Raw genomic sequence first — 14045 nt, forward strand, 5'->3', positions numbered from 1 at the left:
GACCTCGTCGCCGGCCGGCGCGATGTCACCAGCAGGCCCGGTCCAGGTCGACCTGTTTCACTTCGATTCGACCTTGCCCAACGGGTTGGACGTGCTGTTCAGCGCGGTGATCGCATCGGCCCAGGCGGAGTCGCCGGGGTAGAGCGCGGTGCGGAGATAGGCCCAGGTGAGAGCCCGCAGCGCGGCGACCCGCTCGGGGTTCTCGTCGGTGGTCTCCGCCGCGTCGTACGTGGACACCCCGCCAAGGCCGTGCTCCGCCCCGAACAACGTCAGCAGGCTCTTGGGGCCGGGGCTCTCGAAGTACGCGTCGGCGCGCCAGTCCTCGCGATCGGAAAAGGCGGGGTTCTGGTCCTTGTCACCGACGATGACCAGGGCCGGCGTGGTCATCTTGGCAAAGTCGGTGGACCCCAGGATCGGGTAGTGCTCGGCGGCGAACGCGGCGAGGCCCTCACCGTTGCCGGGCGGGGCCATGAGCACACCCGCCTTGACCCGGGCGTCGGACAGATCCACTTCCGTCCCGTCGGCCGGATCGGTGACGCTCTGGCCGCACAGCATGCCGACCGTATGTCCGCCCAGGGAATGCCCGACTGCCGCGATCCGGCTCCGGTCCAGGCGTCCGCCGAGCCCCGGCACGGCAGCCTCGATCTGGTCGAGGTGATCGATGATGTAGCGCATGTCCTCGGCTCGGGACCGCCAGTACAGCGGCGCGTCCGGGTCGTCCGATTCACGCAGGCCCAGCATCTTCGCATCCAGGTGGGTGGGCTGGATCACGACGAACCCGTGGGCTGCCCAGAAATTCGCGACGGGCCCGTAGCCGTGCAGGGATGACACGAAGTTCGAAGGCCCGTGGCCGTGTGACAGGAGAATGATCGGCAGTTCGCTCCCCGTCGCGGGCGCGGAGACCTTGACCTGCAGATCCACGAGCCGGCCCGGGACCGGCAGCACCACGGGGCTGAAGGTCATGACCGGGGCGGAATCGCTGACGGGAACACCGGCGGCTTCAGTGAACGGCGTGTTCATACTGCTTCTCCTCGCATAAGGATCGACCTGGCTCCTGGCGCCCACGCGTCCGCCTCCTGACGGTGGGGCGGGCGTGAACCAGAAGCGGAACGCTATTCCGGAACTATACGGAATGACGTTCCGTTTTGGCAAGCGGGGGAGCGACATGACACCCGAGAACCACACCCGCCCGGAACAAGGCCGCGCCGGAGCCCCGTTCCGGATCTGACCCAACTGTCCTTCCGCGCGGCCGGGTCATCCTCGATCGACAACACTCGCGACCCGCCGCCACCCTCGTGCCGCGACCGAGGGTGTGTCAGCCGGCCAGCGTGAAGCCGGCCGCTGCCTCCGCGTGCAGCCGGGCGCTCGGCAGCACCGGGATGGCGGTGTCCTTCTCGCTGATCAGGAGCTCGATCTCCGTGCAGCCGAGGATGACGCCTTCGGCGCCGTCGTCCGCGAGCTCGGCGACGATCCGGGCGTACGCGTCCCTGGACGATTCCCGGATCACCCCGCGCACCAGCTCGTCGAAGATCACGCTATGGACCAGTTCCCGCTGCTCGCGCCGCGGGACGACCACGTCGAAGCCGTGGGCGGCCAGCCGATCCCGGTAGAACGGCTGCTCCATGGTGAAGCGGGTGCCCAGCAGGCCGACCTTGCGCATCCCCCTGGCGCGGACCTCCGCGCCCACGGCGTCGGCGATGTGCAGCACGGGCACGCTCGTGGCCCGCGCCACGTCGTCGCTCACCCGGCTGAAGGTGTTGCTGCAGATGAGCAGGACCTCGGCGCCCAGATTCTCCAGTTTCCTGCCCGCACCGGTCAGCAACGTACTCACCTCGTCCCAGCGGTCGGCGAAGATGAGGTCCTCGACGGTCGTGTAGTCGACCGACCAGATGAGACTGTTGGCGGAATGGCTGCCGCCGAGTCGCTCGCGTACCCGCTGGTTGATGATCTGGTAGTAGATCACCGTCGATTCCCAGCTCAACCCGCCGATAAGACCGATAGTGCGCATGGAACTCCGTTCCGCCGGCTCGCGCCGGCAGGCTAGACAAAGTGCTTGCTCATGCAGAAGCGCAAAAGCTGCTCAACCGTCCGTGCTCTGGACCGGCTCGATGCGGTACTCAGACACGCCGCGCCCGCACGGCGCGAGTCGGCGACGCGCCGACGGTCAGGCGTCGGCCAGCGCACGGGCGCAGGCACCGAGCCCGATCTCGCTGGAGGCCTTGACGAACACCACGTCTCCCGGTTCGAGCAGCGCGGTGGCCAGCCTGAGCGCCCCGGCCACGTCCTCGGCGGTGTGGACGGCCACGCCCTGGTTCGAGGACTCCGCCGCCTCCGCCATCGCGAGCGGATCCCCTGCTCCGACCGTGATCAGCACGTCGAAGCGGAGGTGGGCGACGAGCCGGCCCAGGTCCGCGTGCCGGGCCCGCGAGGCGTCCGCCTGCTGCCCCATCGCGCCGAGCACGGCGACGGTACGACGGCTGCCGGCCAGCGCCTTCACCGCCCGCAGCCCGGCCCGCATGGATTCGGGGCTGGCGTTGTAGGCGTCGTTGACGACGGTGATGCCGTCAGGTCGTTCGACGATCTCCAGCCGGCCCGCGGAGCGCCGCCGTGCGGCGTTCAGGCCATCGGCGATCTCGGTTACGCCCAGGCCGAGTGCGGTGGCGACGGCGGCGGCGGCCAGGGCGTTGCTCACCTGGTGCTCGCCTATGAGGTCCAGCTCGACCGGAGCGCGGCCGGAGGGTGTCACCAGCTCGAACGCGGCTCGCGCGCGGTCGGCCAGCCGTACGTCCTCGGCTCGCACCTGCGCCTCCGCCGACTCGCCGTACAACAGGATCCGGGCCCTGGTGCGGCCGGCCATGCCCACGACGTACGGGTCGTCGGCGTTGAGCAGTGCGAACCCGTCCACCGGGAGCGCCTCGACCAGCTCGCCCTTGGCCGCGGCCACGTCGGCTGGCCCGACCCCCATCCGCTCCACATGTGCGGTGCCGACGTTGAGCACCAGCCCGACCTGGGGCGGTGCGAGCCCGGCCAGGTATGTCAGGTCCCCCTTCCGCCCCGCGCCCATTTCCAGCACCAGGTATCGGGTGGTGGCGTCGGCACGCAGCACGGTGAGCGGCAGCCCGAGCTCGTTGTTGAACGACCTGTCGGTGGCGACCGTCTCGGCGTGCCGTTCGAGCACCTGGGCCAGCAGGTCCTTAGTCGTGGTCTTGCCCACGGAGCCGGTCAGGCCGATCACGGTCGGGCTGATGTGTTCGAGCAGGTGCCTGGCCAGCAGGCCGATCGCGAGCTGGACGTCCTCGACCACGAGGGCGGGCATGCCGACGGGCCTTGAGGCCAGCACGGCGACGGCGCCGCCCGCGATGGCACCGGCCGCGTATTCGTGACCGTCGACCCGGGCGCCGACCGTCGCGACGAACAGGCCACCAGGCACCACCTCGCGGGAGTCGACCGCCGAGGCCGCCGTCACCAGCGCCTGCGGGTCGCGCACGTCATGCAGGCTTGCGCCGACGACCCGCGCGATCCTGTCCAGCCTCATGGGGATCATGAGCCGCTCCTGGCGAACGCGAGGTCGATGAGGCGGCGCAGCAGGTCCGGGTACGGGACACCGCTCGCCGCCCAGGCCCTGGCGTAGACGGAACGGGAGGTGAAGCCGGGCATGGTGTTGATCTCCAGCACGTAGAGGCGGCCCGTGCCCTCCTCATAGAGGAAGTCGACGCGGGACAGGCCGTAGCCGCCGATCGCCCGGAAGGCGCGCAGGGACAGCTCACGCATGTCCTCGGCCACCCGTTCCGGTAGCACTGCGGGGATGGTGGCGATCTCGGCCTGGCTGAGGTACTTGGCCTCATAGTCGAGCCAGTCGCCGGGCACGATGAGCTCGCCGGGCACCGAAGCCTCCGGCGTGTCGTAGCCGCCGAGCACGCCGCAGATGAACTCGCGCGCGGTCACGCCCTGCTCGACGACGACCAGCCGGTCGTGGGTGAGCGCCAGATCCACGCCCGCGCGCAGTTCCTCCATGGAGGTGACACGTGAGATGCCGATGGAGGAGCCCATGTTGGCCGGTTTGACGTACATCGGCCAGTCGAGCGACTTCACCGGCTCCGAGGGGTCGGAGGTGGTACGCCATTCGTGCTCGGTGAACCACACCTGTGGGATGACCGGAATGTTCTCCGCCACGAGCATGCGCCGTATCGCGATCTTGTTCATGGCCACGGCCGAGGCCAAGACGCCGCAGCCCACGTACGGCATGCCCAGCGTCTCCAGGTGACCCTGCACGACGCCGTCCTCGCCGAACGGCCCGTGCAGCACGGGGAAGACCACGTCCGCCAGATCGCGGCGCAGCTCCACCGGCCACCTGCCCTGCCGGTCGATGATGATGGGGACGGGCTCGTACAGATCCTTCGGCAGGGCGTCGAGCACGGCCTGCGCCGACTGCAGCGACACCTCATGCTCGGCGGACGGCCCACCCGCCAGCACGGCCACGCGTACGCGTTCAGACACGATCAATCAGCCTTCCTCAGTGGCATGGAGACGGCCGGACCCCCGCCGGTCAACCCCACCCACTGTCGGCCGACCGTGTCCCCGCCTCGTCAGCGCCGTGTCATGGTTGTGTCACGGTCGCCTCGACCGCCGCCATCCCAACTCGCCGCGGTGCGCGCCGGGCCTCTGCGTCAGGGGTGCGGCAGTATCTCCACGTATCCCTCGCTGCCGTTCACCCGGATGAGCCGGCCGTCCGTGATGCGCTCAGTGGCTCTCTCCACTCCGACGACGGCGGGAAGGCCGTATTCGCGGGCCACCACGGCGCCGTGCGTCATCACGCCTCCGACCTCCATGACGACGCCCTTGACCGAGACGAACAGCGGGGACCAACTCGGGTCGGTGAAGACCGTCACGAGGATGTCTCCCTCTTCCACTTCGGCCTCGGCCATGCTGCGGATGACCCGGGCGCGGCCCTCCACGATGCCCGCCGACACCGCGATGCCGGGTATGGCTCCCTCCGGCAGAGTTCCGGCGTCGTATTCGCCGGAAATGACCTCGCCCTCGGAGGTGATCACCCGTGGCGGGGTGAGTTTCCGGTACGTCTCATGCGCCTCCCTGCGCATGGTGATGATCGAGTAGTCGAGCTCGCCGGTGTTGACCACCTTCCTGAACTCCTCGATGGACAGGAAGTACACGTCCTCGGGCTCCTTGATGACTCCACGCCGGACCAGTTCGGCGGCCTCCTTCATGAGCGCCTGCTTGTAGAGCTCGTACCGTAGGAGCAGGGAGTGCTTGGAGTATTCGCGGTAGCCGATGAAGTGACGGATCAGGCTCATCTTCTTGGCCGCCTTCTTGGCCTTGCCCGCACCGCCGGGAAGTTTTCTGAGGCGGTCGAGGAGGTCGTTCATCGTGCGTTCGGCCTCGGCGCGACCCTGCTCCGCCCTGCGGTGGCGCTCTCCGGGCGGGAAGTTCCTGATGTTGCCGAGGATGAGCGGGACGAGCAGCGTCGGGTCCTCGCTCCACCGGGTCCGGGTGATGTCGATGTCGCCGGCGCAGTGCATGCCGTACTCGCGCAGGTAGTCCTGGATGACCTCCCGTACGGCACCGCCGCCGGCGAACCTGGCGAGGCCGGTGAAGAAGGTGGCGCGGTCGGCGGTCTCCAGGTAGCGCATGACATCCGGGTGCTCGCGGATGACATCGGCGACGTCCAGCAGGTCGAGCCCCATGGCGGCGACGACGTTGTGGTCGGCGGACTGGGCGATGGCGTCGGCGGCGTTCTTCTCGCCCAGCCATGCCTCCATGTGCTTGTTGACCCAGTTCACCGCCTGGATGCCGAGGAAGGCCGCTGCCACGCTGCGGGGATCGAAGGTGAGCTCGGCCAGCACGGCGTGGTCGTCGATGATGTACTGGAACAGCTCGTCGCCGGACCTGCCCGCGAGGCCCCGCCCGCACCGCTCCACCGTCTCCTCGGTGTGCGCGATGAGGTCGGGCACGACGCGGGGATCGTCCTCGCGGGAGAGCTTGAGGTACTGGCGGACGATCGGCAGGGGGCCGCCCTCGCCGAAGTCCAGCATCGAGGTCCTGCCGCGTGCCAGCGAGGCCACGAAGTCCTCGCGCTTCAGCACGGTACGCAGGGCGTTGGCCATCAGGACGTCGACCTGGCCGAGGCTCTTGAGCGTGGCCGGTCTGGCCCAGGACGAGGTGAGCTCGGCCGAGACGTCCTTGTAGAAGCGGTTGCCCGCCACGACGCCCGCCGTGCGACCCAGCTTGTCGTGCAGCAGGGCGAAGAACGACAGGCCCAGGGGAGCGAAGGCGTCGGTCATCATCTGCCGGTGCCCGTAGGAGACGTACACGTGGTTCTTGCCGTCGTGCGAGGGCGGCACGGGGTAGAGCGTGGTGATGGGGCGGCTCTGCAGCACGTGGAAGGTGCCGTCGTACAGGGCCCACTCGATGTCCTGGGGTTTGCCGAAATGCGCCTCGATTCGCCGTCCCAGGCTTTCGAGCCGCAGGATCTGGCTGTCGCTGAGCGTCTGGGCGTTCTGCCGGGCGGGCTCGATCGGCAGCTCCTGGATGCCGCCGGAGGGGGAGGCGCGCAGTTCCTTCGTCTGTGTGGCGATCTTCTTGTCGATGATCTGTCCCGACCGGACCCGGTAGTTGTCGGCGTTGACGAGCCCGGAGACGAACGCCTCTCCCAGGCCGAACCCGGCGTCGATCGAGACCACCGTGCGGTTGGCGGAGACCGGGTCGGCGGTGAACATGATGCCGGCCGCTTCCGGGAAGACCATCTGCTGGACGACCACCGACAGCCGTACGGCGCGGTGGTCGAAGCCGTTCTGGATGCGGTAGGCCACCGCGCGGTCGGTGAACAGCGACGCCCAGCACCGCCGCACGCTGTCGATCACCGCCGTGGCGCCCCGGACGTTGAGGTAGGTGTCCTGCTGCCCGGCGAAGGAGCTGGACGGCAGGTCCTCGGCGGTGGCGCTGGAGCGCACCGCGCAGGGCACGCTCTCGCCGCCCGCCTCCTGGAGGTGCCGGACGATGTCGCGCCGGATCTCCTCGGGCACGGTCAGGTCCTCGATGGTGGCCCGCAGGCGGGCGCAGGCGGCGGCGATCCCCGCCCGGTCATCCGCCCGCAGCCCGGTCAGCCCGTCGATCAGGGCGCTGACCTCCGCATCCTGTTCCACGACCTCCCGGTAGGCGTCGGTGGTGACGCAGAATCCGCACGGCACGCGGACGTCCCCAATCGCGGACAGTTCGCCGAGGTTGGCACCTTTTCCCCCGACCAGGGCAAGCCGCGTCTTGTCGATGTCATGGAACCCGAGCACGTAGGCACTCATGGCTGATTCCCGTCTCTCATGGGTGGACTGATAGTTAGAATACGATTCAGCCCTGTATTGTAATAGGCAAGCCGTTCGGCATCGACGTGGTGCTCATTCAGCCAGGGATCATCAGGACCGAGTTCGAGGAGGACACGTCGCGGGAACTTCGCGCCGTTTCTGGCAGAGGACCGTACGGAAGGCTCGCCGAGGCGATGGCGAAGCGGGCCGAGAACGCGACCAGGGCCTCCGAACCCGCCGTGGTCGCCAAGACGATCACGAGACTGCTCGAATCCCCGAGGCCGAAACCGCGCTACCCCGTCGGCTACCTGGCCAGAACGATCCTGGCAATGAACAGGCTCCTGCCCGACCGGAGGTTCGACGCCATGGTCACCAAGATCGACTGACGCTCGCCCGATGAGAGGATCATCCATGGACGATGCCGATGACCTGCGCCGGCACGGCACATCGCCGTCATCGGGCCGGCGGACGGCGAGCGTGGAGCACGCGTCGTGAGTCACAGGGCATGACCGGCACCGCGCATACTCCCCGCCTGCCGGGACGGCCCCGCAGCCAGGAGGTCGACGCGGCCATTCTCGGCGCCGCGCTCGACGTCGACGACCGCACCGCCGCCGTGACCGTGGCGGCCACGCGGGGGATCATCCGCCTTGGCGGCTAGGGCAGGTTGCGCGTCGCCCTGAGCTGACCGGCCGACGCTCGTGTGAAGCCCGGTCGTCGGACACCGGCCCCGGCGATGAACATGCGGATCTCCGTGGCGTGCGCCCGGCGGCCGGCATCCGGTTACGCCTGTCAAACGCGCGTAAGCCCGTACGGGGGAGCGTGTCGAACAGGCTGACAACACCGATCTCCTTGCGGACATGTGAGCGACCCGAAACCTTGGATCCCGCCGCCCAGGAATCGCCCCCACCCCCTGAACCAGGAGCAAGAATGAAGCTGCCCTCATGCGCCGCCGCCCTCATACCGACTGTTCTGTTCGCTTCGCTGGCTGGGGTGTTCGCGGCGCCGGCGGCACGGGCAGCCGAGGCCGGGGCCCTTCCGAGCGTGAACATGGAAGCCGCTGTCAAGGCGGCCCAGATCGATCCGCGGCGGCCCGACAACACGCTGACCCCAGGTGCCAAGGCCGGTGTGCTCCTCATTGAGCAGGCGCTGCGTGACCGACGCCTCCTCGACGCGAAGTGGGTGGACGGTTACTTCGGCACCACAACGGTCGCCGCCTACGCGAACTACCAGAAGTCGCTCGGCCTCACCGGTCTCGACGCCAACGGCCTGCCAGGCAGGACGTCGCTCACCAAGCTCGGTGCCGGCCGCTTCAAGGTCACCGGCGCCATCAGCCCGGGCACCCGGGTGTCCACCGGCGGGTTCGTCATCAACACCCGTACGCGAAGCATGCTGACGGAGGCCAAGCGGCTGCTCGGCCGCGACCTCAAGCTGGATCAGGGTTCGTACAACCCTGGCGGCGACCCCACGTCCGCGGGCACCCACGACGGCGGTGGCGTCATCGACATCTCGGTCAAGGGGATGAACTCCGCCACCCGCACCGCGGTCGTCCGCGCGTTGCGCCAGGTCGGCTTCGCCGCATGGCTGCGTAACCCCCAGCAGGACGACTGGCCGTGGCACATCCACGCCACTGCCATCAGCGACACGGACCTCTCCAGCCAGGCCCAGCACCAGATCGGTGACTACTACCTCGGCCTGAACGGGCTCGCCGGCCGTGGCCCGGACGACGGCCCGAAGGTGACCATCCGCACCTGGGAGGAGTACCAGCGCCGCTGACTCATCCGAACCCAGGCTCCGCAGACCACCCCGAATCCAGGCTACGCAGACAGAAGGAGAACAGCATGAGAACACTCACCAGGGTCCTCACCGCGACGACCGCCGCGCTGGCGCTCGGTGGGGCGGTCCTCGCCACCGCCTCGCCCGCCACGGCCGCGAGCCGCGACGGTATCTGCCAGGCCGGCGAGTTCTGCTACTACTTCAACAGTAACAACCAGGGGTCGGTCTCGGACTTCACGGGATCGGTCGCCGACTATGCCACCACGCAGCCCTCCTGCTACGACTTCAAGGGACCCGGTGCCGGCAAGGGCAAGTGCATCAAGAACGCCGCAGCCTCCGTCTGGAACCGGAGCAGCAAGACCGTCCGCGTCTACTTCAACACCGGTTATGCCGGCAGCTACCAGGACTTCGCCGCGGGCGCCAAGGGCAACCTGAACGCCACCCTCAAGAACCAGAACGCCTCACACCAGTTCAGCCCGTCATCATCGGCGCGCAGCAACATGTCGTACGCGCTGTACCAGGCCAGCGGCGGCAGGATCACCTGCGGCTTCGACGGTTACACCTCCACCTCCGGCCGGCACGAAGGCATCGACATCGCCCGCAGCGTGGGCTCGAATGTTCGCTCCCTGGTGGCGGGCCAGGTCATCAACGTCGCACGCGGAGCCACCGGCAGGGCGGGACTCTCCACGATCGCCATCTACCTCGCCTCATCGAACAAGACGGTGATCTATTTGCACTCCGCTCCGGTGTCCTCCTTGCGCGTGGGTCAGCAGGTCAGCCGCGGTCAGGTCATCGCCACCGAATCGTGGCGTGGAGTGTCGAGCAGTTCGTCCGCGCACACCCACATCGAGGTGCGCTCGGGACGGCAGACGCGCGCGTCCAAGAGCGTCGGCGACTCGCACCTGGACAATCCGAACCCGGCCTCGTTCTGGACCTCCCAGGGCTACAACATCCGATAACGCTTCGCGGCCCCTGACAAGAACGGGAGACGACTGTGCCTTTACGAACTGCCCGGCTGATCCCGCGGCTCGCCGCGACGACCGCCGCGCTGGCGCTCGGTGGGGCGGTCCTCGCCACCGCCTCGCCCGCCACGGCCGCGAGCCGCGACGGTATCTGCCAGGCCGGCGAGTTCTGCTACTACTTCAACAGTAACAACCAGGGGTCGGTCTCGGACTTCACGGGATCGGTCGCCGACTATGCCACCACGCAGCCCTCCTGCTACGACTTCAAGGGACCCGGTGCCGGCAAGGGCAAGTGCATCAAGAACGCCGCAGCCTCCGTCTGGAACCGGAGCAGCAAGACCGTCCGCGTCTACTTCAACACCGGTTATGCCGGCAGCTACCAGGACTTCGCCGCGGGCGCCAAGGGCAACCTGAACGCCACCCTCAAGAACCAGAACGCCTCACACCAGTTCCTGAGCTCCGCGGGGCCGGCCGGGTGCAAGACGGACGGCACGGACACCAGGCTGCCCACGACGATCCTCGTGTACCGGAAGTCCCTCGATCGCGTGGAGCGGGTGGACTTCAAGACCTACGTCAAGAACGTCCTGCCCAACGAGTGGGTCTCGAGCTGGCCGAGCGAGTCCCTCAAGGCCGGGGCGCTGGCCGTGAAGAACTTCGGCTGGTACTGGGCGCTGCACTCCAACCGCAAGACCCCGAGCGGCCAGTGCTTCGACGTCTACGACCACACGTCGAGCCAGGTGTACAACCCCGGCTCCGCGAGGGCTGTGACGAGCGCCGCGGTGGACGCGACCTGGGGCACCCGGCTGACCCGCAGCGGGAAGATCTTCCGAGCCCAGTACTGTGCCACGACGACGGCGTGCGGCAATTGGGTCGACGGCGACTGGATGTCGCAGAACGGCTCTCGCGACAAGGCCAGAGAGGGCTGGAGCCACTCCAGGATCCTCCAGTACTACTACACGGGGATCGTCCTCGGCTCCTGATCGCCTGAGACCGTCCGACTCCGGTCCCCGCCGTGTCCCGCACGGTGGGGACTAGAGTCCGTCGACGATGATCTGGAAGTTGATCGGCCGGCTTCCTGGGAACACGACCGCTCCCGAAGCGTCCACCATCTTGAATCGTACGTAGCACAGGCCCGGTTTCCTGGGCGTGGTGACGGCGGTCTGGATGTCGACCATCTCGCCGGGTTTCGTGTCCTTGATCGGCACATCGGCGATGGTCTGGCATTGATCGGCTTGCTGCGTGACGTCGAGGCGGCGCAGCGAATATCCCTCCCACGGCACGGCCCCGGCGTTCTTGAGCCGCCATATCTTGGTCATGGTCTTGCCGGCGCCGACGTGCGTGCAGTCGGAGAGCGTGACATCGTCGATGAACTTGGCCGCATCACCCTTGTACAACGGCGGGGCCCAAGGCGGGTTGGTCGGACGTACCGGGCAGTCGGCCGGGGACAGCGCGGCGATCGACGGGCTGACGGCCGGGTTGGGGACGTGTTCGTCGGGCTTGGAGCCGCGATTGACGGCGACCACGACGATGACCGCCGCCCCCACGATGACCGCCGCTGTCGCTAACGCGGCCGGGCGGGTCAGCCGGGCTCGCCCTCTGCTCCGCGGCATGGGGACCGGAGGCTGGACGTCGCCCGCGAGCTCGTCGGCCGATGTCTGCGTGGGCAAGGATGCCTCGCCGGCCGGACGGGGCGCTTCTGAGCCGATGGCGACGGTATGAACTCCCGTGGTGCCTGTGGTGGAGGCCGCGAGTCCACCAGACGTGTCCGCGCGGATCGAGGGATCCTTGGCGCTCGCCGATCTGACCGTCCGATTCGCGTTCTCCCAGCGTTCACGGTATGCGGCAGGGTCCGCGTCACACGCCTTGACGAACTCGACGGTGGTCTCCCAGCTCGGGAGCCGGTTACCCTTCGTGGCCTCGTGCAACGTCGTGTGGGAAATCGCCCCCGACCGGCCGGACATCTCCCGAAAAGGCGGGTTGCCGACCGCGTTGCGCAGTTCTCGCAGGGTCGCCGCGAAGTCCTCGATCGCCTTCGCCCGTGCACGCCTGTCGTCCACCGTGCGAAGGTAACAGCACCCACGGTCCTCCCTCAACCCGAACCGTTATCGGCGCGAAGCCAGGCGAGATGCGGCCCTATCCTGGATTCACCCGCTTCTTAACGATCAACACAGATCCATTGGGACCGCATCAAATCGCTCACGGAGCGAACCATTCGGGACGTCGGCTTGCCAACTCGTCGGTATCTGACACGGCACAACACCGAGCGACATTCTTGGGCATTTCAAGTGCGGGCAACGTATGACACCGCGACGCCATTCGATAGCGGGCGGCATTACTTTCGGGTTCAAGCCCCGGGTGCCCAGCCGTCAACGGCCTGGGTCGCACACGTACTTCCGGCCGGGGAGGATCGGATCCGTCCGAGGACGGATCCGATCACAGCCTTGGATCAGCCCAGGTAGCCGACCGGGCCGTCGAGGCTCCAGCCCGGCTCACCCGCAAGGATCTTGTCCTTGTGCGAGGTGATGGCGATGCGCCACCTCGGCTGGCCGTCGAGGTGCAGACGGAAGATCTGCTTGTCGGCGACGCCGCTCTTGCCGACGTAGCCGACGACGCCCTCGTTGATGAAGCCGGTCGAGGTGAGCTTGTCCCGCTCGCCCGGGCTGGTGGTGAGGATGTACGACGAGATCTTCCCGTCGCGGAGGCGGTACATCGGGGTGCCGCCCGCGAACGGCTTGGTGGCGACCTGGCCGAGCGGAGTGGTCGTCCTCTTGAACTTGTTGTTGGTCACCGCCCACCTCTGCTCCGCCGGCTTCGCGGAGTAGAACATGCCACCCTGCGGGGTGGTGAACTCGACGAGTTGCTGCGTGGGAATACCAGCGGAGTGCAGCAGCGCGATCGGGTCGGGGATGGCGTTCGCCGGACCTGCGGTCAGCACGACCCCCGTGGTGGCGACGGCTGCTGCAAGGGCGAGTGCGCGCTTCTTCACGTTATTCCTTTCGAGATTTCACGATGACATAGCGCCTTACTTGGTGCGGAACAGTAACATTCTGTCAAATGGGTAGGTGCACGTTTCCAATTTTTTCGAACCATGGAGCTCCGCCGAGTCCGCGCTCGCTTCAAAATCAACCGAATAATGCTCCGGTTACGGAGCGACAGCTTGCCGGCCCCGGCGCTTGCGGACCCATCACATATCCTTGACGCCGGCCGCGAGACGCCCAGGACCAGACCGGGGGAGTGCCCAGCGCGACTCCCGCCGGACCAGGAGGCCACGGCCGGCATGCGAGACCGGTCACCGTGCGTTCACCGCGCCGCACCTGTTGGATCCCCGCCTGGCCGTACTCCGGCAATCCTGGCGCAGGGTCTGCTTCGGGAATCGGTCATAGGCGCGGCGGCGGGCAACGGCAAACCGGCCGGGCCGGGCATCTGTGCGTGCTGCTGCGCAGGTGAGGTGGTTCTCAGCCATAGCCAGTTCGCCGGTCCGGCTCGCATGTGCCACGCCCTGACGGCTGGTGATCCTGCGATGCGGAAACGGCGGCGATGGCCTGTTCCACGTCCGGGTGGATGTCGAAGGCCCAGTGAAGGCCGGTGAGTTCCAGCAACCGTAACGGCATGCTGTGGACAGCGGCCAGGTGCACCTGGGCACCGTGGCGGCGAGTGAAGGTGTGCGTGTGCAGCAGCACGAGCAGGCCATGGCTGTCCATGAAGGTCGTCGCGCTGAGATCGAGCACCACGTGCTCACCCGGTCGACATTTGTCGCTGATGTAGCTTTCCAACTGCTCGGCGTTGGTCGCGTCCACCTCGCCGTTCACGACGATCAGCACGCCACCCGGCACAGACCGGTTGCCCAGAATCAGCCCCGTCATGCAGACCTCCACCAACGTTCGGCGGCCGATCACGCTGACAGCCTAGGCCGAACTCCGGTCATCAGCGCTCGGCTGCCTTGAATAGTGAGGCTCGCCATCGCTGTTGTCAGCAGCCGGAACGGTTACAGCGTCGA

The 14045-nt window shown here is 67.8% G+C and carries 13 protein-coding genes; 5 read left to right on the forward strand and 8 right to left on the reverse strand.

Going from position 1 to position 14045, the window contains the following annotated elements; all coding sequences use genetic code 11:
* Window positions 1-57: 57 nt before the first annotated feature.
* The 5 genes from ABGB18_RS33240 to rph form a co-directional block, all read right to left on the reverse strand.
* Window positions 58-1020, reverse strand: a complete 963-nt coding sequence (locus tag ABGB18_RS33240; RefSeq protein ID WP_347699737.1) for a chlorophyllase — start codon at window positions 1018-1020, stop codon at window positions 58-60.
* Between the two features lie 295 nt (window positions 1021-1315).
* Window positions 1316-2008, reverse strand: a complete 693-nt coding sequence (locus tag ABGB18_RS33245) for an aspartate/glutamate racemase family protein (protein ID WP_347699609.1) — start codon at window positions 2006-2008, stop codon at window positions 1316-1318.
* A 156-nt stretch (window positions 2009-2164) separates the two neighbouring features.
* Window positions 2165-3544, reverse strand: a complete 1380-nt coding sequence (gene murF / locus ABGB18_RS33250) for a UDP-N-acetylmuramoyl-tripeptide--D-alanyl-D-alanine ligase (RefSeq protein WP_347699610.1) — start codon at window positions 3542-3544, stop codon at window positions 2165-2167.
* Complete coding sequence (locus ABGB18_RS33255) at window positions 3541-4497, reverse strand: D-alanine--D-alanine ligase family protein (RefSeq protein WP_347699738.1); 957 nt, start codon at window positions 4495-4497, stop codon at window positions 3541-3543. Before ABGB18_RS33255 ends, murF begins: the two co-directional genes overlap by 4 nt.
* A gap of 170 nt (window positions 4498-4667) precedes the next feature.
* The gene (gene rph, locus ABGB18_RS33260; protein WP_347699611.1) at window positions 4668-7313 is read right to left on the reverse strand and encodes a rifamycin-inactivating phosphotransferase; all 2646 of its coding nucleotides are present in this window, start codon (window positions 7311-7313) and stop codon (window positions 4668-4670) included.
* An 89-nt stretch (window positions 7314-7402) separates the two neighbouring features.
* Here rph and ABGB18_RS33265 point away from each other — a divergent pair, with 89 nt between their 5' ends.
* From ABGB18_RS33265 to ABGB18_RS33285, 5 genes are all read left to right on the forward strand, one after another.
* Window positions 7403-7699: a hypothetical protein gene (locus ABGB18_RS33265; RefSeq protein WP_347699612.1), complete on the forward strand. Its 297-nt coding sequence runs from the start codon at window positions 7403-7405 to the stop codon at window positions 7697-7699.
* Window positions 7700-7818: 119 nt separating this feature from the next.
* Window positions 7819-7971, forward strand: coding sequence for a hypothetical protein (locus tag ABGB18_RS33270; RefSeq protein ID WP_347699613.1), 153 nt, complete (start codon window positions 7819-7821; stop codon window positions 7969-7971).
* Between the two features lie 389 nt (window positions 7972-8360).
* Window positions 8361-9086 (forward strand): peptidoglycan-binding protein, encoded by a 726-nt coding sequence (locus tag ABGB18_RS33275; protein ID WP_347699614.1) that lies wholly within the window; start codon window positions 8361-8363, stop codon window positions 9084-9086.
* A gap of 65 nt (window positions 9087-9151) precedes the next feature.
* Window positions 9152-10045, forward strand: a complete 894-nt coding sequence (locus tag ABGB18_RS33280) for a peptidoglycan DD-metalloendopeptidase family protein (RefSeq protein WP_347699615.1) — start codon at window positions 9152-9154, stop codon at window positions 10043-10045.
* 35 nt (window positions 10046-10080) lie between these two features.
* On the forward strand, window positions 10081-11028 hold the full coding sequence (locus ABGB18_RS33285; protein WP_347699616.1) for a SpoIID/LytB domain-containing protein: 948 nt from the start codon (window positions 10081-10083) through the stop codon (window positions 11026-11028).
* 51 nt (window positions 11029-11079) lie between these two features.
* Here ABGB18_RS33285 and ABGB18_RS33290 read toward each other — a convergent pair whose 3' ends face one another.
* From ABGB18_RS33290 to ABGB18_RS33300, 3 genes are all read right to left on the reverse strand, one after another.
* Window positions 11080-12105, reverse strand: a complete 1026-nt coding sequence (locus ABGB18_RS33290; RefSeq protein WP_347699617.1) for an NBR1-Ig-like domain-containing protein — start codon at window positions 12103-12105, stop codon at window positions 11080-11082.
* 389 nt (window positions 12106-12494) lie between these two features.
* Window positions 12495-13034 carry a hypothetical protein gene (locus ABGB18_RS33295; protein ID WP_347699618.1) on the reverse strand — a complete coding sequence of 180 codons (540 nt, stop codon included), beginning with the start codon at window positions 13032-13034 and terminating at the stop codon, window positions 12495-12497.
* 469 nt (window positions 13035-13503) lie between these two features.
* Window positions 13504-13944 (reverse strand): STAS domain-containing protein, encoded by a 441-nt coding sequence (locus tag ABGB18_RS33300; protein ID WP_347699619.1) that lies wholly within the window; start codon window positions 13942-13944, stop codon window positions 13504-13506.
* Window positions 13945-14045: the final 101 nt, after the last annotated feature.

Source organism: Nonomuraea sp. B12E4 (assembly GCF_039871825.1).
Taxonomy (GTDB): Bacteria; Actinomycetota; Actinomycetes; order Streptosporangiales; family Streptosporangiaceae; genus Nonomuraea.